The sequence below is a fragment of the Antrihabitans auranticaus genome, assembly GCF_016481275.1.
GTDB lineage: Bacteria > Actinomycetota > Actinomycetes > Mycobacteriales > Mycobacteriaceae > Antrihabitans.
On sequence record NZ_JAEMNW010000010.1, the window covers coordinates 77,218 to 100,216 of the forward strand.

At 64.0% G+C, this 22,999-nt stretch carries 27 protein-coding genes; 9 read left to right on the plus strand and 18 right to left on the minus strand.

The genetic code is table 11. From position 1 onward, the window contains the following. From JGU72_RS27635 to JGU72_RS27660, 6 genes are read left to right on the plus strand one after another with little or no spacing between them, the layout of a single operon-like run. Positions 1-747: a phosphoheptose isomerase family protein gene (locus JGU72_RS27635; RefSeq protein ID WP_199687498.1), complete on the plus strand. Its 747-nt coding sequence runs from the start codon at positions 1-3 to the stop codon at positions 745-747. Further along, entirely contained in the window at positions 744-1,445 is a 702-nt protein-coding gene (locus JGU72_RS27640; protein WP_199687499.1) for a D-sedoheptulose-7-phosphate isomerase, read from the plus strand. Before JGU72_RS27635 ends, JGU72_RS27640 begins: the two co-directional genes overlap by 4 nt. Further along, the gene (gene hypE, locus JGU72_RS27645; RefSeq protein WP_199687500.1) at positions 1,442-2,527 is read left to right on the plus strand and encodes a hydrogenase expression/formation protein HypE; all 1,086 of its coding nucleotides are present in this window, start codon (positions 1,442-1,444) and stop codon (positions 2,525-2,527) included. The genes JGU72_RS27640 and hypE overlap by 4 nt, the downstream gene beginning before the upstream one ends. Before the next feature lie 12 nt (positions 2,528-2,539). After that, positions 2,540-2,812 carry a HypC/HybG/HupF family hydrogenase formation chaperone gene (locus JGU72_RS27650; RefSeq protein ID WP_199687501.1) on the plus strand — a complete coding sequence of 91 codons (273 nt, stop codon included), beginning with the start codon at positions 2,540-2,542 and terminating at the stop codon, positions 2,810-2,812. A gap of 9 nt (positions 2,813-2,821) precedes the next feature. Next, entirely contained in the window at positions 2,822-3,952 is a 1,131-nt protein-coding gene (gene hypD, locus JGU72_RS27655) for a hydrogenase formation protein HypD (RefSeq protein ID WP_199687502.1), read from the plus strand. A gap of 1 nt (position 3,953) precedes the next feature. After that, positions 3,954-4,715 carry a DUF6390 family protein gene (locus JGU72_RS27660; RefSeq protein WP_199687503.1) on the plus strand — a complete coding sequence of 254 codons (762 nt, stop codon included), beginning with the start codon at positions 3,954-3,956 and terminating at the stop codon, positions 4,713-4,715. A 20-nt stretch (positions 4,716-4,735) separates the two neighbouring features. On the opposite strand, the gene JGU72_RS27665 is transcribed toward JGU72_RS27660, so the two are convergent. Next, positions 4,736-6,139 carry an HNH endonuclease signature motif containing protein gene (locus tag JGU72_RS27665; protein ID WP_199687504.1) on the minus strand — a complete coding sequence of 468 codons (1,404 nt, stop codon included), beginning with the start codon at positions 6,137-6,139 and terminating at the stop codon, positions 4,736-4,738. A 302-nt stretch (positions 6,140-6,441) separates the two neighbouring features. On the opposite strand from JGU72_RS27665, the gene JGU72_RS27670 reads away from it, so the two are divergent. Beyond that, positions 6,442-7,443: an isopenicillin N synthase family dioxygenase gene (locus JGU72_RS27670; RefSeq protein WP_199687505.1), complete on the plus strand. Its 1,002-nt coding sequence runs from the start codon at positions 6,442-6,444 to the stop codon at positions 7,441-7,443. On the opposite strand, the gene JGU72_RS27675 is transcribed toward JGU72_RS27670, so the two are convergent. The 11 genes from JGU72_RS27675 to JGU72_RS27720 form a co-directional block, all read right to left on the minus strand. Next, the gene (locus JGU72_RS27675) at positions 7,400-7,645 is read right to left on the minus strand and encodes a HypC/HybG/HupF family hydrogenase formation chaperone (RefSeq protein ID WP_199687506.1); all 246 of its coding nucleotides are present in this window, start codon (positions 7,643-7,645) and stop codon (positions 7,400-7,402) included. The two genes, JGU72_RS27670 and JGU72_RS27675, sit on opposite strands and share 44 nt — an antisense overlap. After that, on the minus strand, positions 7,618-8,139 hold the full coding sequence (locus tag JGU72_RS27680; protein ID WP_307828629.1) for a hydrogenase maturation protease: 522 nt from the start codon (positions 8,137-8,139) through the stop codon (positions 7,618-7,620). The genes JGU72_RS27675 and JGU72_RS27680 overlap by 28 nt, the downstream gene beginning before the upstream one ends. Then, complete coding sequence (locus JGU72_RS31475; RefSeq protein WP_374101163.1) at positions 8,140-8,259, minus strand: DUF6893 family small protein; 120 nt, start codon at positions 8,257-8,259, stop codon at positions 8,140-8,142. Beyond that, a complete protein-coding gene (locus tag JGU72_RS27685) occupies positions 8,256-9,614 on the minus strand; it encodes a hypothetical protein (RefSeq protein WP_199687507.1) in 1,359 nt (452 codons plus the stop codon). Before JGU72_RS27685 ends, JGU72_RS31475 begins: the two co-directional genes overlap by 4 nt. Continuing rightward, the gene (locus tag JGU72_RS27690) at positions 9,611-10,246 is read right to left on the minus strand and encodes a DUF6084 family protein (RefSeq protein WP_199687508.1); all 636 of its coding nucleotides are present in this window, start codon (positions 10,244-10,246) and stop codon (positions 9,611-9,613) included. Before JGU72_RS27690 ends, JGU72_RS27685 begins: the two co-directional genes overlap by 4 nt. Then, positions 10,243-10,887, minus strand: coding sequence for a DUF5947 family protein (locus tag JGU72_RS27695; RefSeq protein ID WP_199687509.1), 645 nt, complete (start codon positions 10,885-10,887; stop codon positions 10,243-10,245). Before JGU72_RS27695 ends, JGU72_RS27690 begins: the two co-directional genes overlap by 4 nt. Before the next feature lie 11 nt (positions 10,888-10,898). After that, complete coding sequence (locus JGU72_RS27700; RefSeq protein ID WP_199687510.1) at positions 10,899-11,792, minus strand: NifU family protein; 894 nt, start codon at positions 11,790-11,792, stop codon at positions 10,899-10,901. Then, complete coding sequence (locus JGU72_RS27705; protein ID WP_199687511.1) at positions 11,789-13,588, minus strand: nickel-dependent hydrogenase large subunit; 1,800 nt, start codon at positions 13,586-13,588, stop codon at positions 11,789-11,791. The genes JGU72_RS27700 and JGU72_RS27705 overlap by 4 nt, the downstream gene beginning before the upstream one ends. Before the next feature lie 30 nt (positions 13,589-13,618). Next, positions 13,619-14,674: an NADH-quinone oxidoreductase subunit B family protein gene (locus JGU72_RS27710; RefSeq protein WP_199687512.1), complete on the minus strand. Its 1,056-nt coding sequence runs from the start codon at positions 14,672-14,674 to the stop codon at positions 13,619-13,621. Between the two features lie 125 nt (positions 14,675-14,799). Next, a complete protein-coding gene (gene hypB / locus JGU72_RS27715) occupies positions 14,800-15,675 on the minus strand; it encodes a hydrogenase nickel incorporation protein HypB (RefSeq protein ID WP_199687513.1) in 876 nt (291 codons plus the stop codon). A 3-nt stretch (positions 15,676-15,678) separates the two neighbouring features. After that, a complete protein-coding gene (locus JGU72_RS27720) occupies positions 15,679-16,008 on the minus strand; it encodes a hydrogenase maturation nickel metallochaperone HypA/HybF (RefSeq protein WP_199687514.1) in 330 nt (109 codons plus the stop codon). Positions 16,009-16,265: 257 nt separating this feature from the next. Between JGU72_RS27720 and JGU72_RS27725 the strand changes: the two genes are divergently transcribed. Further along, on the plus strand, positions 16,266-17,054 hold the full coding sequence (locus JGU72_RS27725) for a helix-turn-helix domain-containing protein (protein ID WP_199687515.1): 789 nt from the start codon (positions 16,266-16,268) through the stop codon (positions 17,052-17,054). Between the two features lie 122 nt (positions 17,055-17,176). Continuing rightward, positions 17,177-18,610: an NAD(P)/FAD-dependent oxidoreductase gene (locus JGU72_RS27730; RefSeq protein ID WP_199687516.1), complete on the plus strand. Its 1,434-nt coding sequence runs from the start codon at positions 17,177-17,179 to the stop codon at positions 18,608-18,610. Here JGU72_RS27730 and JGU72_RS27735 read toward each other — a convergent pair. From JGU72_RS27735 to JGU72_RS27760, 6 genes are read right to left on the minus strand one after another with little or no spacing between them, the layout of a single operon-like run. Further along, positions 18,607-18,978 (minus strand): ArsR/SmtB family transcription factor, encoded by a 372-nt coding sequence (locus JGU72_RS27735; protein WP_374101164.1) that lies wholly within the window; start codon positions 18,976-18,978, stop codon positions 18,607-18,609. The genes JGU72_RS27730 and JGU72_RS27735 overlap by 4 nt on opposite strands. Then, the gene (locus JGU72_RS27740) at positions 18,975-19,646 is read right to left on the minus strand and encodes an urease accessory protein UreD (RefSeq protein WP_199687517.1); all 672 of its coding nucleotides are present in this window, start codon (positions 19,644-19,646) and stop codon (positions 18,975-18,977) included. Before JGU72_RS27740 ends, JGU72_RS27735 begins: the two co-directional genes overlap by 4 nt. Further along, positions 19,639-20,310, minus strand: a complete 672-nt coding sequence (gene ureG / locus JGU72_RS27745) for an urease accessory protein UreG (RefSeq protein WP_199687518.1) — start codon at positions 20,308-20,310, stop codon at positions 19,639-19,641. The genes JGU72_RS27740 and ureG overlap by 8 nt, the downstream gene beginning before the upstream one ends. A gap of 24 nt (positions 20,311-20,334) precedes the next feature. Then, positions 20,335-20,967, minus strand: a complete 633-nt coding sequence (locus JGU72_RS27750; RefSeq protein WP_199687567.1) for an urease accessory protein UreF — start codon at positions 20,965-20,967, stop codon at positions 20,335-20,337. Continuing rightward, positions 20,964-22,685 (minus strand): urease subunit alpha, encoded by a 1,722-nt coding sequence (locus JGU72_RS27755; RefSeq protein WP_199687519.1) that lies wholly within the window; start codon positions 22,683-22,685, stop codon positions 20,964-20,966. The genes JGU72_RS27750 and JGU72_RS27755 overlap by 4 nt, the downstream gene beginning before the upstream one ends. Continuing rightward, a complete protein-coding gene (locus JGU72_RS27760) occupies positions 22,682-22,996 on the minus strand; it encodes an urease subunit beta (RefSeq protein ID WP_199687520.1) in 315 nt (104 codons plus the stop codon). Before JGU72_RS27760 ends, JGU72_RS27755 begins: the two co-directional genes overlap by 4 nt. Between the last annotated feature and the right edge of the window lie 3 nt (positions 22,997-22,999).

The window sequence follows — 22,999 nt, forward strand, 5'->3', positions numbered from 1 at the left end:
ATGACAGCCAGCGCAGACGTCGAACTCGAACTCATCGACGAGGAACTCGCAGCCGATCTCGCCACAGCCGCGCTGGCCCTGGCCCGAAGATTCAACGCAGGCGCGACGCTCTGGACCATCTCACCCCAGTGGGAACCCCACGCCCACCACATTGCCGTCGAATTCGTCCATCCCGTGATCATGGGTAAACGCGCCCTACCGTCTGTCGCATTGGTGGAACCCGACCCCGTCGCGCAATGCAGAGTCGCGACCCGGCCGGGCGACGTCGTCATCGCAGTCGCTTCCGCGGACAACTTGCAGGTGATCGATGCGATGCGCCGCGCACCGGCCTGGGGCGTGGACACGATCTGGATCGGTTACGGCGACCGGCCCGCGGCGGGCAGTGCAACGCACACGCTCTGGGTGAAATCCGACGATCCGATGGTTCCGGCTACCGGACGGTTCGTGCTGATGTATCACCTGCTGTGGGAGCTCACCCACGTGTGCTTCGAACATCCCGGGCTGATGACCGCGATCGAGACCGAGTGCACCGACGACGTCTGCGTGACATGCAGCGACGAGGGCCGGCTCGCCGAAGTGATACTGCCGCCCGAGACCGCGTTCGATCGCGCCTTGGTCAGGACCTCGAACGGTGAGGAATTGGCCGACGTCACCGTGCTGGGCGATGTCGCCGTCGACGACCTGATCCTCCTGCACGGCGGTTCCGCGATAACGCGCATCGCGACCGGCGCGGAGGCTCGGCCATGACCGAGAACACGAACTTCCTCTACCCGTTCATCGACGCCGAGGAAAAGGACGCGACTGCGCTGCTCACCGACCTCGCTTCTTCCGCGCGCGGGAAAGCGGGCGAAAGCGCACGGCTGCAACGCGTTTCGCTGGACGAGTGGGGGTCCGACGTTCGCGAAGCCGGACGAAAGATGGCGGAGCGGTTCGCCGCCGGCGGGCGCCTGTACACCCTCGGTAACGGGGGCAGCTCGACCGATGCGGCAACGCTGGCCTCACTGTTCAGCCGGCCCGCGCTCGGCAGGCCGGTCGCCGCCTGGTCGCTGGCAGCAGACACGTCGGTGGTCACCGCTCTCGGCAACGACGTGGGTTTCGACCTGATCTTCAAACGACAAATCATCGCGCACGCGAAGGAACGGGACATCGCGATCGCGCTGTCCACCTCCGGCAACTCGGACGACCTGCTGACAGCACTCGCCGAAGCCAAAAAACGCGGACTGCTCACGATCGGCTTCGCCGGACACGACGGCGGTCGAATGGCGGAAACCGAAGACCTCGACTTCTGTTTCACCATCCGGTCGCAGAGCATCCACCGGATCCAGGAAAGCCACGCGGTCGTGGGCTACCGCCTGTGGCTGGCAATGCAGGAACGAATGAACGAACTCACTCGAGCCAAAGCCGAAGCAAATGGATCGAACACCATGACAGGGGCGCATCGATGACGAGTACCGCCGATCGCGAAGGCCGGGTCCTCGAGCGAATCGACAAGTTCCGCAAACGCCGACCCCGGCTACTGGACACGGTCGTGACCCTTGCCCACGGCGCCGGCGGAAAGTCGTCCGCGGCGTTGATCGATTCTGTGTTCCTCGAGGCGTTCCGCAATCCCGAGCTCGAGCAACTCGGGGACGCCGCTGTCGTCCCGCTGCCTTCGGGTGAGCGCATGGCGTTCTCGACCGATTCCTACGTCGTGCAACCGATCGAATTTCCCGGCGGCTCGATCGGAAATCTTGCCGTGCACGGAACCGTCAACGACCTCGCGGTGTCCGGCGCTGTCCCGCAATGGCTTTCGGCGGCATTCGTGATCGAGGAAGGCTTCGATATAGGGCGCCTGCGGCAGATCGTCGACGACATGCGCGATTCTGCGGCGGCGGCCGGGGTCCAGATCATCACCGGCGACACCAAGGTCGTCGGCAAGGGCGCCGCGGACGGCGTCTACATATCCACTGCCGGAATGGGTCTCGTGCCCGCGGGCCGATCGTTGTCACCGTTGTCGGTCAGGCCCGGTGACAGAGTCATCGTGTCGGGCACGATCGGTGAACACGGCATGGCAGTGATGCTGGCTCGCGGCGAACTAGCGATCGAGGCCGACATCGTCTCCGACACGGCACCGCTCAACGGATTGGTCGAGGCAATGCTCGCAGCAGCACCCTCGACGCGCTGGATGCGAGACGCGACGCGCGGCGGCGTCGGCACCGTCGCCAACGAACTGGCCCAAACTGCCGGCATCGCAGTCGTTCTCGACGAGAACACACTGCCGGTGCAACCGCAGGTCCTCGGCGCGTGCGACATGCTGGGGATCGATCCGCTCTACGTCGCCAACGAAGGCAAGTTCATCGCCGTTGTTCCGGCTGAAGAAACCGCCGCGGCGCTCGCCGCGTTGCAGGCGCATCCGCTCGGCCAGAATGCCGCTGTGATCGGTGAGTTGCTCGCCGAGCCGCAAGGCATTGTCGCCCTGCGGACCTCGTTCGGCGGCAGCCGAATCGTCGACATGCTCGTCGGCGACCCCCTACCCCGTATTTGCTGAAAGGAGACCGCGATGTGCTTGGGAATCCCGGGGCAAGTCGTGGATATCGTCGACGCCGAACAACACCTCGCAAAAGTCGACGTCAATGGAGTTCGCCGGATCATCAGCGTTCGACTGCTCGTGAACGAAGGCTTGCAAATAGGTGACTGGGTGCTGGTCCACGTCGGCTTCGCAATGTCGAAGATCGACGAGCGGGAAGCCCAGCTGACGCTCGACCAAGTCCAGAAAATGGGCGCCGATTACGTGAACGAGATCGACGCATTCAACTCCTCCCAGATTGCGTGAGGGCACAACATGAAATTCGTCGACGAATTCCGCGATCCGGCTGCCGCGCGCGCACTGGTGAAGTCCATCAACGAACTTGCCACCGGTGAGTACAAGTTCATGGAAGTCTGCGGCGGCCATACGCACACGATCTACCGGCACGGTATCGAGCACCTGCTTCCGCCCAACGTCGAACTGGTCCATGGCCCAGGCTGTCCGGTCTGTGTGATCCCGATGGGCAGGGTCGACGATGCCATGTCGCTCGCCGAGCATCCCGCCGTCATCTTCACGACGTTCGGAGACATGATGCGCGTCCCGGGCTCGCGCGGAAACCTCATCGAGGCCAAGGCCCGCGGTGCGGACGTCAGGTTCGTGTACTCGCCGCTCGACGCACTCAAGATCGCGGTCGACAACCCGTCGAAGGAGGTCGTGTTCTTCGCCGTCGGCTTCGAGACGACTGCTCCGTCGACCGCGGTCACGCTGGTTCGCGCGAAACAGTTGGGCGTGAAGAACTTCACGGTCTTCTGCAACCACGTCACTATCGTTCCGCCGATCAAGGCGATCCTCGAATCGCCCGACCTGCGCCTGTCCGGGTTCCTCGGGCCGGGGCATGTGTCGACGGTCGTGGGCACCCGCCCGTACCGGTTCGTCCCGGAGGTCTACGGAAAGCCGATGGTCGTGGCGGGCTTCGAGCCGCTCGACATCCTTGCCTCGGTGCACATGCTGCTCGAGCAGATTCGTGACGGCCGCTGCGAGGTCGAGAACCAGTACACGCGCGTCGTGAAGACGGAGGGCAACGTAGCCGCATTGCAGCTGATGGCCGAAACATTCGAACTGCGACCGCATTTCGAATGGCGCGGACTCGGCTTCATCTCCCAGAGTGCACTGAAGGTCCATCGCAACTACTCGGAGTTCGACGCCGAGGAGAGGTTCTCGATGCCTGGCATCCGGGTCGCCGATCCGAAGGCCTGCCAGTGCGGCGAAGTCCTCAAGGGCGTCATCAAGCCATGGGAGTGCAAGGTGTTCGGCACCGCGTGCACGCCCGAAACTCCGATCGGCACCTGCATGGTGTCGCCGGAGGGTGCCTGTGCGGCGTACTACAACTTCGGCCGCCTGCACCGCGAAACGTCGCTACTGGTCGGACAACGCGCAGGAGTCTGACGTGCACCCCCCGGGCCATCGCCTGTTCGCGAAGTATGCGTATGCCCCGAATGCCTTGGGCTACTGCGGTCCTGCCGACGCCCAAGCTCTCGAAGCGGTCGCGTGTGGCCGCGACGTCGACCTCGACGTCACCGCCATCGCGCGAAAGTTCAGCGGTGCGTGGCCGTACCAGAAGCTGATCGCCGACCTCAGCGGGAACGACGACCCACTCGACGACCATGTGGTCCGCGCGTACTGGACCGGTAGCGAACTGACCTGCGACCTCGACCGCGCCAGGTTCGGCAGCGAACTGCTGACCCGGTTCGCGTCGCAGGCCGGCAGCTACTGGAAACACCTGAACGAGAATCTCCTCGCCGAGGCGGCGCCGACGCACGCGTTCCATGTGTTCGGTGTTTATCCGTGGTCGCGGCTTCTCGACAGCGGAATGCCGCAGCCGTTGCAGGTCCTCGACTCGTGCCGCATCAGCTGGGGCACGGTCCTCGAGGTCGGCGACGACCTGCTCGCGGTTCGATCCAAGCCGCTTGGGTTCGACGGCCAGTTGTATCTCGACGAGGCGGTCGACCGCCAAGTCCGATACCGAGTCGAGCAGGGCGCGTTCGTGACTCACCTGCACGTCGGTGACATCGTTGCCGTGCACTGGGACTTCGTCTGCGACTGGCTTGCCCCACAGCAAGCCGACGAGTTGGCGTACTGGACCCACTGGCAACTGGAGCAGACGAATCGTCGCCTTGCCGCAGACCGCGGTGCGCACCTGACGATGTAGGCGCTACTCGACGAAAGCCTTCAGCTCGCACGTGATTGCTCTTCATCGTCGTCGGTGCCCGTCAGGTATTCGTGTGGGTGGAAGTAGTGATTCACCCTCGGTTTCTGGTCCGGGTCCAGGTAGGCGGGTGGGATCCAGGTGGTGCGGCCGTTGGTTTTGATCGTTGCCCACCCGGCGCCGTGATCCCCGATCAGGGAGTGGTGGTGATCGCACGCGAAGGTCAACTGATCAATATCGGTGTGGCCCTGCTTTTCTACCCATTCCTGACAATGATGACACTGACACCAGTACCCGGGTTTCTCACAACCGGGGAACGTGCACCCACCATCGCAGGCGTGCAACACGATCCGCTGATCCGCACTCGCCAACCGTTTGTCCCTGCCGAGGTAGAGCGGGCGCCCGTCCGCGTTGTCGAACACCACCAAATAATGCAGAGCGTGGCTCGCCATCCGGATCGGATCCCGCATCGGCAACAACGATCCACCACCGGTGACACCGTGCCCCGACGCGGTGTGCAGATCATCGAGGGTGGTCGTCACGATCACCGTCACCGGCAACCCCCGATGCTGCCCCATCTGACCGGACGCGAGCATGCTGCGGCACACCAATTTCAACGCATCGTGCTGACGTTGCGCCACCGTCCTGGAATCCCGGCGTGCCGCCTCCTGCGTGGGTTCGGTATCCACCACAGGGTGTTCCTCACGCGGATCGCACATCCCAGGCTTGGCGTACTTGGCGAAAATGACCTCCAGGTACGCGCGTAGTTCGGGGTCGGCCGTGAACGTTCCGTGGGACAGTTTGTTCGCACCCTGCTTACCGAGGTGGAAGCTGCGGTGCACGGACCGTTCGTGTTCGTCGTGGCTGCCGTCCGGGTTGAGGTAGGCATCCAACCGGTCGGCGGCTTTGTGCAGTTCGTCGGGCCGCAGCGTGGTGGCGAGGTCGGCCAGGGTTTTCTCGGCCGCGTCGCGCGTGGGGAGATCGATCTCCCGGGGGAGGTGGCGGAAGAAGTCGTCGATCACTTTCACATGCTCGCGCCCGATACTGCCCGCGGATTGGGCGGCGGCGGTGTGTGGTCGGATCGGGTCGAGTCGTTCCCCGGTCATCGCGGTGCGCACGGTCAGGGCTTCGGCGTCTCGGATGCGTTTGTGGGCGTCGGGTGGGGTGATGCGCAGTAGGTCGGCGAGGACGTTCTTGATGCGGCGGTGCCCGACTTCGATACTGGGGGTGTCGAGCAGTCGCATGATCGGTTCGTGGCCCAGTGCGGGCAACCGGCGTGCCACGGTTTCGACGCGGCGCAGAAACTCCAACCGCTCCGGTGTGCTCAGGGTGTCGGTGCGGGTCGCGAACAGGGAGTCGACCACCGCATCCAGTGCGGACAGCAGCTCGTCCACCTTCTCGCAGTCGATTCCCCCACTCGAACTCATATTCGAGACACTACGCCGGGGGTCCGACAAGAAACTTGACCCCGTGACAATTGATACTGTTGTGGCACAAGCGATTCAGCGATCCGCAGCCACAACGACTCCAGCCAAACACAACAACTGCAGACGTTGCGGATGACTGAAACGGGTGCGTCTTGGTGCGGGCGGCGTGGGTGCACGCGTCGAGAGGGCGTTGCCGGCCCATCCCGCGTGTCGTCGCCAGTCAAACCCACCCGACAGGAAGGCTTACCCTCGAGCCGATCCCATGGGGTGGCACCCCACCGAACCGGGGCTAGGTTCGAGGGGTGACGCAATTGCCGGTCATCGACCTGAGAACGCTGGATTCCGAGTCGACGCGGACCGACCTCCGCGACGCCGCGCACGAGGTCGGGTTCTTCTACCTCACTGGTCACGGGGTCGGCGAAGATGAGAGCACGGACGTCCTGAAGCTCGCCCGCCGGTTCTTCGAGCTTCCGCAAGACGCGAAAGACCGGATCGCAATGCGCCACAGCCCGCATTTTCGCGGGTACACGCGACTGGGCCGCGAACTCACGGGCGGACAGATCGATTGGCGGGAGCAGATCGACATCGGACCTGACCGTCCGGCTATGCCTGCAGCCCAAGGCTATTGGAATCTACAGGGACCGAACCAGTGGCCGGTCGAGCTTCCCGAGTTCCGTCCGGCCATCGAAGAGTGGAACAGCAGGCTCGCCGCGATCGGGCTCCGTCTCCTGCGCGCATGGGCAACTGCGCTCGGCGCACCCGCGTCGACCTTCGACGCTGCCTTCGCGACGGCACCGGCGACCCTCACCAAAGTCGTCCGTTACCCGGGCAGCAATAGTCGCGAGCAGGGCGTCGGCGCACACAAGGACGCCGGAGTTCTGACCCTCCTGCTCGTGGAGCCTGATTCGACCGGCCTCCAAGTGGAGGCGCAGGGCCAATGGATCGACGCCCCTGCACTTCCGGGAACATTCATCGTCAACACGGGCGAACTGCTTGAAGTTGCGACCGGCGGCTACCTCAAAGCCACACGCCACAGAGTCTCTTCGCCACCCAGAGGTGCGCAGCGGCTCTCGATTCCTTTCTTCTTCAATCCCGCCCTCGATGCTCGGATTCCAGAAATGGACCTACCGAAAGCACTTCGGCGCAGGGCAACCGGTATCACCGACGACCCGGACAATCCGATCTTCTCGACCTACGGCGAGAACGCGTGGAAGAGCCGACTCCGTGCGCACCCCGACGTCGCGCTCGCGCAACACGGAATCACTGGTCCCGCGGGCGCCCCATCATCTCCAAACCCGCCATAGCTGCGTCGGCGCCCGCTTTGTCGACCTTCTCCATGGCGAAACCCATGTGAATGACGATCCAGTCCCCCGGTTCGAGGGTGACCTCCTCAGGGAGCATCCCGATGTTCACTCGCCGCTGCTCGCCGACCACGTCGACCAGAGCCAACTGGTTGCCGTAGCCCTCGAGCATGCGGACTACTTGGCCGGGGATTCCGAGACACATCCCGCCACCATCCTTTCGACGACGTCGAACACCGCGTCCACAGCAGTCTCGACCGAGTCACGGACGACTTGCGACAGCCCGATTCCCTCGTCGACGCTCTCGACCTGGCAGCCGACCACGACGGTCGGCGGCAGCTCGCCACCGAGCGCGCGCAAACTGGCGAAGACGGCGCCGGGATCCATCGCATGTGCATCGAACTGGCCGACGCCGATATTGGTGCTGTCGTTCACTTCGAACGCCCGGACCGTTCCCGGGGCACCACGATTCGGCACGGCATCGACGAGCACGAGCCCGTCCCAGCCGTCGAGCAACTCGTAGGCGAGATGGACTCCCCGGATACCGAAATCGACCGCCCGCACACCTTCAGGCAGATCTCGAGAGACGAGCCGGCGCAACACTTCCGGCCCGAACCCGTCGTCGCGCAAGAAGATGTTCCCGATGCCGGCGACAAGAATGCGGCGATCGGGTGTGGACTCACCCAGTGGTTGGGCCACTTACATCTTCCGCATACGCATATATCGCTTGATGTCGGGAACCGAGCTGATGCCGATCGCTACGCCGGCGACAAGAACGACCGCCACGACAGCGGTGGCGATCTCTCCGATGATCCTCACTGTCGACTCTCCTTTCCAGTGTTCTCACCCGACGCTGTTCCAGTTCCCTGTAAGGGGACCAGCTCGTCCGGTGCGAAGTAGAGGTACCTGCCGTACCAATCGTGCATCTCCGATGCGGGGTCGTCGACAAGGATTACGCCGACGTGTATTTCGCCGTCGACGTCGCCATGCACGAGCGCGACCCTGGCGGTCTGACCTGCGAAGAACATGTCGTGCGCATCCGCACGACGCGAAGGGCGAAGCGTGACCAGGCTGCCCTTGGCGATCCGAACACCATCGACGACGACGCCGTCCACGTCCGGTTGCACGGACCCGTCGGCTTCCTCCGACCACCATGGGATCTCGTCGTCCAGTTCAGGGACCAAACGCGCGTGCGGGTCGCGCAACACTCCGTGGAGTGCGGCCATGTCCTGCGGCGTCATGGCCTCGCAGCGGTCGATGATCGCCGCTGCCTTGGGGTCGGTTGCGCGCGCCTGCGCTTTTTCCTCTTCGGTGAGCGTCATGATGCGAAGGCTGAGGATCTCGTCTATCTCGGTCGAATCGAACAGCGCTCCGCTGCTCTGCTCGGCGACCTCCGGATAGTCGTACAGGATGATCGGCGACGCGAGCATCACGTCGGTATCGCCAGGTCTGCCCGCGAGGACGGGAAAGCAACGCTGCTGGGTGCAGCCGGCGACGGCGGCCGCTGCGTCGTCCGGCGGTTCCAGCAGCGAAACGAACTGCGGCCCTTCGGCACTGATGATCATGTGTGCGCCGATGAACGACGTCCTGATCGCCTCGTCCTTGGTCGTCGCCCGTACCGCCGAGTTGTGCACGGCGACGGTGAGACGGGTCAGGTCGCCGCATGGAACCGCGCTGACGTTCACCTCACCACGCAACGGCCAGCGGCGCCGCACCACACGTCCGGCCCCATCGGCGAGTAGCTCGGACTCCGACCCACCCTGGAACTGCACGGGCAACGCCAAGGTCGACGTCATCTCGGCAAGTTCGAAGGGACCGATCTCGACCTCGCATTCGACGGCCTCGTCCCACGTAACCCACTGCGTCGCACCGACCGTCAGCTGGGCAACCGGCACAAATCCCCCATCGACTGCTTGCTCGATCAGACGCTGCTGTAACTGCAGACATCGCAAGGTGACAGTGAATCGACCCGTCCCCCGCAGCAGCACCTGCGTTCGCATACCGGACTCTTCGCCGAGTCCGTCGGCTGCGGCACTGGGCGGGCCGAGAACGCCAAATTGCCAACGCGATTGATTCTTCGCCGACGTGGATCGATACGGGTACAGGAGGTAGCCCTCGTACAGAACAGCGTCTGCGACCGCCCGAACGTTCGCCAAACCCACCCGTGTCGTCATGCGGTCACTTCCTTCGGAAGCAGATGCGTGATGGCATCGTCGAGGCTGAGCATGCCGTTGTCGGACTTGAACTTTGCCAGCGCAGCGATCGTCTCGTGGTCCAGCCGCACCCAGCCCGTGTTCGGAAAGTGTTCGCGTACAAGGTCTTTCCAGATCGAGACCGGCATGTCGTAGGCCGCCTGCCGGTCCCACGGTACCTGCGCGACGCTGAATCCAGTCTCGCCCTTCGCGAAAACTGTGCCGCTGAACAAGAATTCGAGTGGCACACCCTTCGACTGGAGCGCGTGCAGGTACTTGGCTGCACCGACCTCGAAATCGTAGGTACACGGCAGCGGCAGATCGACCTCGCACGATCCTGTGAAGCCGGGAACCATTGCGCTGGCGTGCATCCACAGAAAGTTCCGGACCGTGGAACTCCAACGTTCCCGCGGCCCGAACAGGTCCTGCAAGCCTTCGGCTTCTGCGTCGTCGTACCGGCGTTTGTGCGGGTCGATCCGCACCTGACAACGCAGCGCAAGCGTGTGGATCTGTGCACCGCTGGTTTCTGCAATGCGTAAGCGCGCGTTGAGAATCGGTGTCGCCGCATAAGCTGCAGGTGCCACATCGAGGACATCGAACGACAGTGCCGTCACGACAACCTCGCGACTCGGCTACGCCCCGCGACATCGGCGAAGAAGGAATCGATCTCGCGACGCGCGTCCTGGCCGCCGTCGAACCCGCGCCAGACCTTTCGCAGGCTCCCGACCAACTGGTAGCAGGCATCGATGGGCACGAGGTAGCACTCCGGATCGCCACCGCGCTCCGGTACCCGGATCAGCAATGCCTCGACATCGGGTAAAAGTAATGCCAGCGCGGGGTTTTCGGCGCAGACGTCGTTCCAGACATCGAGCGGTAGCTCGGATTCCGTCGCGCCCGCCGGACCGGGATAGAACGCGACCGTGCGGCCCATTGCCGAATTGTGAAAGAAGAACGCCAACGCCACCGGGATTTCCAGGGCATCCCAGCGGCCGGGGGCGAGTGCGAAATCAGGAAAAGACAAGTAGCGCTCCGGTACCGCGCGGTATCGGAGCGTGGCGTGCTGATCCGAGAACAAGAGATAGCACCCGCGGCAGGTACACATCAGTTGCCGGCTCTCGATGCTCACGACGTGCTGATGCTCGGCCTGGATCGGCACAGCACACATCTCACAACGTTCGCCCGCAGCGACTTTCGGCGGGCCTTTGGCAATCCGCCGCAACACTGCGAGTGGCGAACCACCCGCCTGCTGTGTCACCCGGCTCTGTGTCACCCGGCGGCCTCCGTCACCGGCACTGCAATGGACAGAACACCGTCGCGGACAAGTACCGGAAGCGGATCGAGGTGGTCGGTCCCATCGTCCACACCGGCGCCCGCATGCCGAATGTCGTAGTGCGCCCGACAGATCGGGCACCGCAGAATCGCATCACCGGCCGCTCCCCCGGCCCGGCGCGCCATGACCGCACCCGCCATCGAATTCGTGCACGACGGGCAGCGGTCCCGGTAGGCAAACAGGTCGTCGGTCAACCGGCACACCACGATTGGTAACCCCCCGACCACGAACCCGCCGACCTCACCTGGAAGCAGGTCGGCAAGCTCGGGGACTGCATACCAGGAGCCCGCGACGTGCACCGGTGCCGAGTGCACCTTCGACATCAGCGACTCCGCCGAGATCAGGCTCGGTGCCGGTTCCGCGCCCACTACCTCGATCTCGTCCGTTTCCGGAGCAGCGGCCTGCACGGCATCCTTGACCGCCAACTCCAACGTGACCGACGACGACGGACAGCTCTTGCAACTTCCGGTCAGCCGCAATCGGACAACACTGCCGTGCACGCCGAGCAGTTCGACGTCGCCACCGTGCGACCCAAGGTAGGGCCGAACGCTGTCGAGCGCTGCACGCACCCTCGTTTCGACGTCCTCCGGATGCAGACCATGGACGAGCAACAGGCTGGCAACAAGATCGTCGGAAGCGAACTTCCTGATCAGATCTGGGTTGTCGCGCGCGATCGCAATCATGCGTTCGAGGCCGCCGCCATACAGATCGACGACCTCGCGGACCAACTCTTCGGCTCGCTCACGCGCGACGACACCGCCGGCGGAACTGGCGTCGAGCAAAGACTCGATGCGTTCGCCGGCGGTGCGCCAGTCGCTCTCCCCTGTCATTCGCCGGTGACGGACTGCGTCGGCGAATGCAGCTTCTCGAGTGTCTTTCCCTCACCCAGGTACATGTGAACACCGCACGGCAGACACGGATCGAAGCTCCGCACCGTTCGCATGATGTCGATGCCCTTGAAGTGTTCGCGGTCGTTCTCCTCGAAAATCGGTTGACCTTGAACTGCGTCCTCGTACGGACCCGGAGTGCCGTAGCTGTCCCGCGGGTTCGCGTTCCACGGCGTCGGCGGATACGGGTGGTAGTTGGCGATCTTGCCGTCACGAATCACCATGTGATGGCTCAGCACGCCGCGGACCGCTTCGGTGAACCCGCAGCCGATTCCTTCGTCCGGGACCTCGAACTTCTCCCAGGTCTTGGTCCGGCCTGCCCGGATCTCTTCGAGCGCCTTCTCCGCGAAGTGCAACGCACAGCCCGCCGCGTAGGCCTGGAAGTAGGTACGGGCACGGTCGCGTTCGATCGTGTTGCTCCCGTGCACCGGGATCTTCCATTCGAAGGACACCGGTCCCTTCAGCGCGGTCTTCGGCAGATTGATCTGCACACTGTTGCCGGTCGACTTGACGTACCCCCCGCAATCGACCAGGCCGGCCAGAGCGGTCGACCAGAGCCGCGCCAGCGGGCCGCCACCTGTGTCGAGCGCAAGATGATCCGTGCCGTCGAACCAGCGCGGCGACATGACCCAGCTGTACTTGTCGTCCATATCGCGCTTCTGCGGATGCGGATTCGTGTGCTGGTTCCACGGATGCCTGCGGTCCACCGGATTGCCGAGCGGATCCTTCTTGACGAACATCTCCTGGTCGGTCCAGTCGTCGTAATACGAACTACCCAAGAGGATTCGGATCCCGAGGTTGATGTCGACCAGGGATGTCGTGACAAGTTTGCCGTCGACGACGACGCCCGGCGTGACGAACATCGCCCGGCCCCACTTCTCCATGTCCTTGTAGCTGAAGTTGCAGACAGCAGGGTCCTGGAACGACCCCCAGCAGCCGAGCAACGTCCGCCGCAAGCCGACCTTCTCGTAACCGGGAATTGCCTCGTAGAAGAAGTCGAACAGGTCGTCGTGCATCGGGACGACCTTCTTCATGAACTCGACGTAGCGCATGAGTCTGGTCATGTAGTCGGTCATCAATTGAATCGTCGCAACGGTTCCGACGCCACCCGGATACAGGGTCGAGGGGTGCACGTGGCGACCCTCCATGAGGCAAAACATCTCTCGCGTATAGCGGCTGACTTGCAGGGCCTCGCGATAGAACTCGCCGGTGAACGGGTTCAACGCTCGCATGATGTCGCCGATTGTCTTCAGCCCGTGCTCACCGGCATGCGGTGATTCGGTCCGATTGGCCATCTCGAGCACACCCGGATTGGTCTCGCCGACCATCTTCTCGCAGAAGTCCACGCCGACCAGGTTCTCTTGGAAGATGTTGTGGTCGAACATGTATTCAGCGGCTTCACCGAGATTGACGATCCACTCGCCAAGGGCCGGAGGCTGGACGCCGTAGGCCATATTCTGGCAATAGCACGAGCACGTCGCATGGTTGTCACCGCAGATACCGCAGATGCGGCTCGTGATGAAATGCGCGTCGCGCGGGTCTTTGCCCTTCATGAAAATCGAATAGCCGCGGAAGATCGACGACGTGCTGTGGCACTCGACGACTTCCTTCTGTTTGAAGTCGATCTTCGTGTAGATGCCGAGGCTGCCGACGATGCGCGTAATCGGGTCCCAGGCCATCTCCACAAGGCCGTCTTCGCCCATCGACTTACTGGAAGCGTTAGGAATTATCGTTGTCATTCGAATTTGCCCTATCTTCAGCGCAGGGAATTACCAGGTGCGCTTGGCGCCGGTAGTGAGTTGGGTTCCCTTGGCACGCCAGTGCGGCTCTTGGTCGAGGGTCTTCTTGGTGATCTTGCGCAAGTTGCGAATCGCAGACCCATAAAGTCCAGAGGCCCTCGTCGACAGCTTCCCACCGGGTGGTTCGTCCATGAACGGCATGAACTTGTCCGGGAATCCAGGCATCGTGCAGCCGATGCAGATACCGCCCACATTGGGGCATCCGCCTACGCCGTTGATCCAACCACGTTTCGGCACATTGCATTTGACGACGGGTCCCCAGCAGCCGAGCTTCACGATGCACTTCGGCGAACCGTACTCGTCGGCGAAATCGCCCTGCTCGTAGTAGCCCGCGCGGTCGCAGCCCTCGTGCACGGTGGACCCGAAGAGCCATTGCGGCCGGAGCGCGTCGTCGAGCGGAATCATGGGAGCCTGGCCGGTCGCCATGTAGAGCAGATACGTCAGCGTCTCGGACAGATTGTCCGGATGGATCGGGCAGCCGGGAACACACACGATCGGTATGCCCGCCTTGGACTTCCAATCCCAACCGAGGTAGTCGGGAACACCCATCGCGCCGGTCGGGTTACCGGCCATTGCATGAATGCCGCCGTACGTCGCGCATGTGCCGACCGCGACGATCGCGGTCGCCTTCGGCGCCAGTTTGTCGAGCCATTCGCTCGTAGTTATCGGCTGACCGGTCTCCCGGTTGTTACCGAACCCGCACCAATAGCCGTCGCCGTGCAGCTGCTCGTTGGGGATCGACCCCTCGACGACCAAAACGAACGGTTCCAACTCGCCGCGATCGGCTTTCCAGAACCACTCCAGGAAGTCGTCCGCGCCGCCTTGGGGACCGCACTCGAAATCGATCAACGGCCAATGCACCGCGATCTTGGGCAAACCGGGGAGCGCGCCGAGCGCGATCTCCTCGATACTGGGTTGAGTGGCGGCTGTCAGAGCCACCGAATCGCCGTCGCAACTGAGACCCGCATTGATCCACAGGACGTGAATCAGGGTTTCTTCGGCTTTGATTGCTTCCTTTGTCGGCATGATTGGCTGCCTTCCGGGACTTGGGCTGGGGTCCCTGCGCCACCGGAGTCGATTTTCGGCCCTCTTGTGTGGCGTTGATCACTAATCTCCTACTCAAGATCGGTTCTGTCAACGCTATCCAGGCGTTATGATGCGCGACTTGCAACCCACTCGTACCACGCGTCGATTCCCGCACCGGTGGTTGCCGACAAGTTGATCATTTCCACGCCGGGATTGATTGAGCGAGCGTACTTTTCGCACATTTCGACGTCGAAGTCGACATACGGGAGAAGATCAATCTTGTTGACGACGACAAGATCAGCCGCAGCGAACATATGGGGGTACTTGAGCGGCTTGTCCGTCCCTTCCGTCACAGAGATGACGACAACCTTGGCGCGCTCGCCAAGATCGAACAAAGCGGGGCAGACCAGATTTCCGACATTCTCGACGAACAGCAACGAACCGGACGCCGGATCGAGTGCCGTCATGGCATCCTGCAACATCTCAGCATCCAGGTGACACCCCGCCCCAGTGTTGACCTGGACGACAGCACACCCGGTCGCCCTGATCCGGTCGGCGTCGAGCATCGTCTCCTGATCACCTTCGACGACCGCAACCGGACGCTCCCCCCGCATCTCCCGAATCGTCCGCTCGAGCAACGTCGTCTTGCCGGCGCCGGGTGAACTCATCAGGTTCAACGCAACGATCCCGCGGCCGGCGAGCCACCCCCGGTTTCGTTCGGCCAGGAGGTCGTTCTTGGCCAGGACGTTCTGTTCGAGGGTGACCGTGACGAACTCGGGAGCGTGGTCGTGGTCGTCGTGGTCGTGCGTGTGGCTGTGCTCGTGTGTGTGGCTGTGCTCCCGGCTGTGGTCGTGCACATGTCCGTGCTCGTGCGAGTGGTCGTGAATGTGGTCGTGCACCTGCCCGTGGTCGTGGTCGTGTTCGTGGCCGTGACCGTGGCCGCGCTCGTCGAGAACCGTGATGACCGCTTCGTCTTCGCCACATCCGCAGGTAGCACACATGATTCAGCTCACTTCCATAGACGTGATCCGCAGTTCGCGGCCTGAAACGACCTCGACATCGGCGCTTCCGCATGCACACAGAAGGATGAGGTCGGCGAGGGTGAAATCGGAATCGCAGCCACGGCAGTGCGCCCGGCCGAGTGGCTCCTCGATCTCGAGGGTTGCACCTTCGGCGACGGTTCCGGCCGTTGCGAGTTCGAAGCAGAACTGCATGGCGTGCGGGACCACCGCACACAGTTTTCCGACCTGTAGCCGTACGCACTGCACCTTGCGACCTTCGGCCGCTTCACACACCGCATCGACAACACTCTGTGTAATCGACATCTCGTGCATTCCGGCCTCGTTTCAGCCCCTGGTGCCACAGTAGGACTCGGCCGGACCACGCACAACGAGAATTCAAGATCGGCGACCGGATGCGTCGAGTGGCTCATCCATCGAACGCATAGTTGTTCAGCCGTTTTCGGCTTCCCGGGCCTGAAGAACCGTGCACTCGATGAGCAGCGACGTGTTCGGGGCCCCGACCCCCTGCCCGCATGTCATTACCTCCGAGGTAATGGCGCTGCTTCCCTCGGCTGACTACGTTCGGGTGCATGACGATGGTCCAGGACCCACCCCAACCGGTCGGCGTGCTGCTGAAGCATTGGCGTGAGCAGCGGCGGCTGAGTCAACTCGAACTCGCGACGCGGACCGAGGTCTCGGCACGCCACCTGAGTTTCGTCGAGACGGGCCGGTCCAAGCCGACGCAGACGATGTTGCTCAAGCTGAGCGAACAGCTGGATATTCCACTGCGCGAACGTAATTCGCTGCTGCTCGCAGGCGGGTACGCGCCCGCGTACGCCGAACATCAACTCAGCGACATCCCGATGGCCGCAGTCGCCGATGCCATAGGCAAGATTTTGCGCGGCCACCTGCCCTACCCCGCCGTCGTCGTCGACCGGCACTGGAACATGGTCGACGGGAACGAGGCTGTCGCGCTGTTCACGGCGGGGTGCGCAATGCATCTGCTGGAGCCGCCGATCAACGTCTTGCGGCTGGCGCTGCACCCGGAAGGAATGGCACGCCGCATACAAAATCTTGGGCAGACGCGGGCGCACCTCCTCGACCGCCTCGCCCACCAGATCTCGGCAACCGGCGACGCCGCTCTTCGCGACCTCCACCGCGAGCTGCGCACCTATCCGGGTGACGACCTCGACACCGTGCACGACACCCGGGCACTCGTCGTTCCGATCCGGCTCGCCCCGGACGGCGATGGCCCCGAGCTGGCCTTCTTCAGCACGACCACGGTGTTCGGGACACCACTGGACGTCACGTTGGCGGAATTGGCGGTCGAATCCTTCTACCCCGCAGACGAAACTACGGTCGCTGCATTCAAACGGTGACGAAACGTCTTGTCGACGGGCAGATGTGGACGTTGGCAGGACGTTTGGGATGATCCCGACTACGGTTTTGTCAAAGGTCGTCCCATGTGTGGCGGCGCTTGATCGTGGAGGAGGGTCACAGAATGGGCGTAGAAGCTACGCAGAAAAGGCACCGTGTCGTCGTCATCGGATCGGGGTTCGGCGGCTTGACGGCAGCGAAGGCGCTGAAGAGGGCCGACGTCGACGTGACACTCATTGCCAAGACGACACATCACCTGTTCCAGCCGCTGTTGTACCAGGTGGCGACCGGAATTCTGTCCGAGGGCGAGATCGCGCCTTCGACGCGCGTGATCCTGCGGAAGAACAAGAACGTCGAAGTACTCCTCGGCGAGGTCAAGTCGATCGACCTGGCGAACAAGACGGTCACGTCCAAGTTGATGGAGATGAATACCGTCACGCCGTTCGACAGCCTCATCGTCGCCGCGGGTGCACAGCAGTCGTACTTCGGTAACGACCACTTCGGCGCCTACGCACCCGGCATGAAGACGATCGACGACGCCCTCGAACTGCGCGGCCGAATCGTGGGTGCATTCGAAGCTGCCGAGGTGACGACCGATCCCAAGGAACGCGATCGGCGCATGACGTTCGTGGTGGTCGGCGCGGGACCGACCGGCGTCGAGCTTGCCGGACAGATCGCCGAGGTCGCGGACCGGACGATGGACGGCGCGTTCCGCAACATCGATCCACGCGATTGCCGCGTGATCCTGCTGGACGCGGCTCCCGCGGTACTCCCGCCGATGGGCGAGAAGCTCGGTTTGAAGGCGCAGCACCGGCTCGAGCGGATGGGCGTGGAGATCCAGCTCAACGCGATGGTGACCAACGTCGACTACATGGGCATCACCGTGAAGGAGAAGGACGGCACCGAGCGGCGCATCGAGTGTGCGTGCAAGGTGTGGTCCGCGGGCGTTCAAGGCAACCCGCTGGGCAAGATGATCGCCGAGCAATCCGACGGCACCGAGGTGGACCGCGCAGGTCGCGTGGTCGTCGAACCGGACCTCACGGTCAAAGGCCACCCGTACGTCTTCGTCGTCGGTGACCTGATGTCGGTTCCCGGCGTCCCCGGTATGGCACAGGGTGCGATTCAGGGCGCCAAGTACGCGACCAACCACATCAAGGCGTCCCTGAAGGGCAACGACACCCCTGCCGAGCGCAAGCCCTTCAAGTACTTCGACAAGGGCAGCATGGCCACCGTGTCCCGCTTCAATGCGGTCTGCAAGGTCGGCAAGCTGGAGTTCGGCGGCTTCCTCGCCTGGCTCGCGTGGCTCGGCCTGCACCTCTTCTACCTGGTCGGGCACAAGAACCGCTTCACGACGGTCGTCGCGTGGTTCATCACGTTCATCGGTAGCGGACGTGGTCAACTGGCCATCACCGAGCGTTGGATCTACTCACGGCTCGCCATGGAGCAGCTGCAATCGGCCAAGGCGGCCGGCGCAGTCGGGCCGAAACCTGGCACACCACCGGTCGAATCGGCCGACGGGGAGCCGGCGGCTCTGACGAAGGAGCAGGCAGCGGGCTAGTGCGCGTGCGTGGCGCCGAGATCGTGCAACAGTCGATGCACGATCTCGTCGTCCAGCCTGTAGGTCATCTTCTTGCCGTCCCGTTCGACGGCGACCCACCCCTGGTTGCGCAGCAGGCGTAGCGCTTGCGATACCGCCGTCTGGCTCATGGACAACGCGGCCGCGAGGTCCGATACGCAGATTCCCGGCGCGCGGTGCATTCCCAGCAGGATCTGCAGTCGCGTCGGGTCTCCGAGCAGTTCGAAACGACGGACCCAATGGCCGAGTTCGGGTGCGGCGTCGACGGCGGCACGCGCCTGCTCGACGTGGTGCGCGTCGAAGATCCGCTGTTCATCGGGGCCGTCTGGCATGCGACTGCCATCTGTCATACGACTACCGTAGCGACGTCGGCGGGTAGACGGGAGCCCTGCCACGTCGACAGGCTGCCACCGAGCGCGAGCGGCAACCGCACACCGTCGATACCCCGGACCTCACTAGGCCGTATGTCCGGATAGACGAGCTCGCCGACGGCGGCCCGCGGTGCGGAGATCACGTCGTCACCCGGACTGCCCGCACCGATTTCCAGGCGGTGCCGGACGAGTGGCCGGCCGGCGAGGTCGGCGGCCAACGTCGCGCTCCAGCGTCCTTCACCCTCCCCCGCCCGACCGATCTGGGCACGCTCCCGAATTCGGACCACGGACGATTCAGTAAGCTGCACAATGGTTTTCGCGTGATGCTCGGCGGCAGCCGCAATGATGGTCGGTTCCGGATCGACGTCGAGTGTTGCGCCGTCGGCTACGTCGAACCGCCATTCGCTGTGCGAGACCACTGTCGACGAACCCGGCAGCGCAATGCTGGCCGCGACCGTGCGCAGCACAAGCCGCGCGCCCGCCGCAACGCTGACCTGCACCTCGATCACGTCACCGCCGAGCGGCGTCGCCGCAGCACCGATCAGGTGGACGGTTTCCGGGCCGGTCACCCGCGCCGCGAGTGCGCCGTGCGCAGTGATCCGCGGCAGTCGGCCCTTCTCCGCGACGATGCGCAGACAGCTACGCATGTCTGACTTGGTGCAGCCATTCGAGTACAGGCTTCGCCGCAGGATCTTCGGTCAGCGACAACAAGACCGTCGGGCGGCCTTCCCGAACCCGGACCGCGTCGCCTTCCATCACGACGAGGTCGGCGCCGACCATCGGTGCCAGGTCGGTCTTGTTGATGACCAGAAGGTCCGAAAAGGTCACGCCCGGACCACCCTTCCGGGGCACCTTGTCTCCACCCGCTACATCGACGACGAAGATCTGCACGTCGATCAGCCCCGACGAGAACGTCGCCGTCAGGTTGTCACCCCCCGATTCGACGAGGATCAGGTCGAGGCCAGGATTGGCCTCGATGAGGTCGTCGATCGCGTCGAGATTCGCTGTGATGTCGTCCCGGATCGCCGTATGCGGGCAACCGCCGGTCTGCACAGCCGCAATGCGCTCGTCCGGCAGCACCGCATGGCGCCGCAGAAAATCCGCATCTTCGGTGGTGTAGATATCGTTGGTCAGGACGGCCAGCGACAACTCGTCACGCAACTGCCGGCACAGCGCTGCCACGAGCGCCGTCTTGCCCGACCCGACCGGCCCGCCAACGCCGACCCGTAACGGTTCACCCTCCTGCCGGACCCGTTTCGGCCGGTCGTGGGCGTGTGTGTGCGGCAGGCCGTCGATCAGGTGCGGTGGCATGGAAACTCCAATCGGTAACGACATTCACGAGACGAAGAGTGGGCGGTCACGTTCGACGTGGCGCTGCGCCAGCACGTCGAGCAGCGGATCGGACAGATCTGCGAGGGCTTTCGCAGCGAGGTCCGCCGTGTCGTCGCACAGTCCGGCGAGCCGGAACGTGCAGGATGCGACATCGGCGGGGTCGAGTGCGAGCAGGCGCTGAGCGGCGGTCGCCGACCCGGTCATCGTCGTATAAACCAGAACGAGCGCGGTCTCCGACGGACTCGCATCCTCGGCTCGCCCGACCGTTCCGCAGACGACCGGCAGATGCGGCCGGGCGCCGAGCCTCGACCAATCCGGTCCACTCCAGACCTGTTTGGCCAATCGCAGCAGTCCGCGGCCTTGCGCGCGGGACGCGTCGCGTGCCGCCGGTGACGGGGTGCGCGCGTCCGCCTCGAGGTCGGCGAGCGCCGGTTCCAGGCCGGCACACACTGCCGCCGCAATCGAGCCGGCGACGAGACCCGATGTGCGAATCCGTCTGCGCAAGAACGCTTCCAGGGTCACGATGTCGCGAACGAGGCCTGATGTGACGGCCTCTTCCACGCCGCCCGAATGAACGTGCCCGCCGATCGGCAATCGGGAGTCGGCCAAGGTCAGCAACGTCGATAGGCGCATCAGAACAGGAAATACCGTTGCGCCATCGGCAGTTCGGTGGCCGGCTGCTCTTCCCAGACTTCGCCGTCGATCCGGACCGTGAAGGTATCGGGATCGACCTCGATCGTCGGGCGCGCGTCGTTGTGCGGCATGTCGGCTTTGCCCCGCCTGCGAACGTCGTTGACCGGAACGAACTTTCGATCACATTTCAGGCGGTCGGCAAGCCCGTCCTCGATGGCCTGGGGCGCGACGAAATGCACCGACGTTGCGGCGGCCGCCTTCGGCGATGCGCCGAACATCGGGCGTGGCAGCTCAGGCTGCGGCGTTGGAATGGATGCGTTCGCGTCGCCCATCGTCGCCCACGCGATCATGCCGCCCTTGATCACCAGGTGCGGACGGACCGCGAAGAACGCCGGCTCCCACAAGACCAGATCGGCGAGCTTTCCGACCTCCACCGACCCGATCTCGGACTCCAGCCCGTGTGCGATCGCGGGGTTGATCGTGTACTTCGCGATGTAGCGCTGAACGCGTGCGTTGTCGGCGTGCGTATCGCCGAGCAGCGCGCCACGGCGCCGTTTCATCATGTGCGCGGTTTGCCACGTTCGCATGACGACCTCGCCGATCCGTCCCATCGCTTGCGAGTCGCTACCGATCATCGAAATGGCACCGAGGTCGTGCAGCAGATCTTCGGCCGCGATCGTCGACGGCCGGATTCGGCTTTCCGCGAAGGCGAGGTCCTCGGGAATCGACGCGTCCAGATGATGGCAGACCATGAGCATGTCGAGATGTTCGTCGAGCGTGTTGACAGTGTGCGGTCGCGTCGGATTGGTAGAGCTGGGAAGGACATTCGCGTGCGCGGCAACCGTGATGATGTCCGGTGCGTGCCCGCCGCCGGCACCTTCCGTGTGATAGGCGTGGATTCCGCGGCCTTTGATCGCGGCGATCGTGTCTTCGACGAAGCCCGCCTCGTTCAACGTGTCCGAATGCAGCGCCACCTGGACGCCCGCCGCGTCAGCGACGGTCAGACAGGCATCGATCGCCGCGGGCGTGGATCCCCAGTCCTCGTGCAGTTTGAAACCCGAAGCGCCACCGCGCAATTGCTCCCACATACTTTCGGCGCTGACGGTGTTACCTTTGCCGAGCAGCGCGATGTTCATCGGCCACCCGTCGGTCGCTTCGAGCATCCGCGCGAGGTGCCAGCTGCCGGGGGTGACGGTCGTGGCCTTGCTGCCCTCGGCCGGTCCGGTACCGCCGCCGATCAGCGTCGTGATTCCGCCGCCCAGAGCCTCGTCCATGATCTGCGGACAGATGAAGTGGACGTGACAGTCGATCGCCCCGGCAGTGAGGATGCGCCCGTTGCCGACGATGATCTCCGTCGGGGGCCCGACCACGAGATCGGGATGCACGCCGGTCATCGTGTCGGGGTTACCGGCCTTGCCGATCGCGACGATTCGGCCGTCCCGAATTCCGACGTCCGCCTTGATGATTCCCCAATGATCGATGATCACCGCACCGGTGATCACAGTGTCCGGTGCGCCCTCGGCGCGCGTCGCACGGGCCTGGCCCATCGATTCGCGCAGCACTTTCCCGCCGCCGAACACGGCTTCCTCGCCGGCCTTTCCGGGCCCGCCGGAGCGGTCTTCGGTGATCTCGACCAACAGGTCCGTATCGGCCAGCCGGATGCGGTCACCCGTCGTGGGTCCGAACAGTGCGGCGTAACGCGATCTCGGGAGGCTGGTCACTTGTCGTCCAATCTGCCTGGCGGGTCCAGGCTGAGGCCGTAGACGGCACGCGCTCCACCAAGCGGTACGAGCGAAACCAGCTGCCCCAGGCCGGGTTCGAAGCGCACCGCCGTACCCGCGGGGATGTCGAGTCGCTTGCCATAGGCCGCGTCCCGGTCGAAATCGAGCGCCTTGTTCGCCTGCGCGAAATGGACGTGACTACCGACCTGGACGGGGCGGTCGCCGAGATTGCGGACCTCGACGGCCGTTCGCGGCGCCCCCGGGTTGAGTTCGATCGTGCCTTCGGCACACAGTATTTCGCCAGGAATCATGGG

Bases quoted from the DNA above. Each gene is read 5' to 3' on its own strand.
- JGU72_RS27700 (WP_199687510.1), bottom strand. From the start codon at position 11,792: ATGACAGGGGAGAGCGACTGGCGCACCGCCGGCGAACGCATCGAGTCT.
- JGU72_RS27760 (WP_199687520.1), bottom strand. From the start codon at position 22,996: ATGATTCCTGGCGAAATACTGTGTGCCGAAGGCACGATCGAACTCAAC.
- hypE (WP_199687500.1), top strand. From the start codon at position 1,442: ATGACGAGTACCGCCGATCGCGAAGGCCGGGTCCTCGAGCGAATCGAC.
- JGU72_RS27720 (WP_199687514.1), bottom strand. From the start codon at position 16,008: ATGCACGAGATGTCGATTACACAGAGTGTTGTCGATGCGGTGTGTGAA.
- JGU72_RS27665 (WP_199687504.1), bottom strand. From the start codon at position 6,139: ATGAGTTCGAGTGGGGGAATCGACTGCGAGAAGGTGGACGAGCTGCTG.
- JGU72_RS27650 (WP_199687501.1), top strand. From the start codon at position 2,540: ATGTGCTTGGGAATCCCGGGGCAAGTCGTGGATATCGTCGACGCCGAA.
- JGU72_RS27710 (WP_199687512.1), bottom strand. From the start codon at position 14,674: ATGCCGACAAAGGAAGCAATCAAAGCCGAAGAAACCCTGATTCACGTC.
- JGU72_RS27705 (WP_199687511.1), bottom strand. From the start codon at position 13,588: ATGACAACGATAATTCCTAACGCTTCCAGTAAGTCGATGGGCGAAGAC.
- JGU72_RS27685 (WP_199687507.1), bottom strand. From the start codon at position 9,614: ATGACGACACGGGTGGGTTTGGCGAACGTTCGGGCGGTCGCAGACGCT.
- ureG (WP_199687518.1), bottom strand. From the start codon at position 20,310: ATGCCACCGCACCTGATCGACGGCCTGCCGCACACACACGCCCACGAC.
- JGU72_RS27740 (WP_199687517.1), bottom strand. From the start codon at position 19,646: ATGCGTAGCTGTCTGCGCATCGTCGCGGAGAAGGGCCGACTGCCGCGG.
- JGU72_RS27735 (WP_374101164.1), bottom strand. From the start codon at position 18,978: ATGACAGATGGCAGTCGCATGCCAGACGGCCCCGATGAACAGCGGATC.
- JGU72_RS27725 (WP_199687515.1), top strand. From the start codon at position 16,266: ATGACGATGGTCCAGGACCCACCCCAACCGGTCGGCGTGCTGCTGAAG.
- JGU72_RS27730 (WP_199687516.1), top strand. From the start codon at position 17,177: ATGGGCGTAGAAGCTACGCAGAAAAGGCACCGTGTCGTCGTCATCGGA.
- hypB (WP_199687513.1), bottom strand. From the start codon at position 15,675: ATGTGTGCTACCTGCGGATGTGGCGAAGACGAAGCGGTCATCACGGTT.
- JGU72_RS27635 (WP_199687498.1), top strand. From the start codon at position 1: ATGACAGCCAGCGCAGACGTCGAACTCGAACTCATCGACGAGGAACTC.
- JGU72_RS27675 (WP_199687506.1), bottom strand. From the start codon at position 7,645: ATGTGTCTCGGAATCCCCGGCCAAGTAGTCCGCATGCTCGAGGGCTAC.
- JGU72_RS27640 (WP_199687499.1), top strand. From the start codon at position 744: ATGACCGAGAACACGAACTTCCTCTACCCGTTCATCGACGCCGAGGAA.
- hypD (WP_199687502.1), top strand. From the start codon at position 2,822: ATGAAATTCGTCGACGAATTCCGCGATCCGGCTGCCGCGCGCGCACTG.